This window comes from Pseudomonas sp. HMWF006 (assembly GCF_003061205.1).
Lineage (GTDB): Bacteria > Pseudomonadota > Gammaproteobacteria > Pseudomonadales > Pseudomonadaceae > Aquipseudomonas > Aquipseudomonas monsensis.
In genome coordinates this window covers 1-338 of record NZ_QAIU01000439.1, presented here as the reverse complement: position 1 = coordinate 338, position 338 = coordinate 1, and the positions used below count along the sequence as shown (strand labels likewise).

At 62.4% G+C, this 338-nt stretch carries 1 protein-coding gene; it reads right to left on the bottom strand.

Annotated features, from left to right (window positions below):
• Window positions 1-190: 190 nt before the first annotated feature.
• The coding region (locus DBR24_RS34875; protein WP_371921322.1) for a DUF6124 family protein at window positions 191-338 on the bottom strand (148 nt) is incomplete at its 5' end.

Sequence of the window (338 nt, the reverse complement as noted above, 5' to 3'; positions counted from 1 at the left end):
CGGGGCGGCGGTTTTTTTATGCATTAAGACTTGTGCTGGCTGTGAGGCCGCCATCGCGGGCAAGCCTGCTCCCACAGGTTGTGCGTGTAAACACAGGTTTGTGGGCAACACCGTCCCCTGTGGGAGCGGGCTTGCCCGCGAAGGCGTCAGCGGCCACAACGCCCTGCTCAGTCCTTGTCACAGATCCCTGCTATTGAGGCAATTGCAGATTATCCAGCGCCCGGTTCACCGCCAGCTCACTCAGCATGATCAGTTGCGCAATCCCCAGCAGCGTCCGGCGCTGCGCTGCCGGCAACAGGGCGGCGGCGTCATGGGCGATGGTTCTGGCTGAAGCGAGT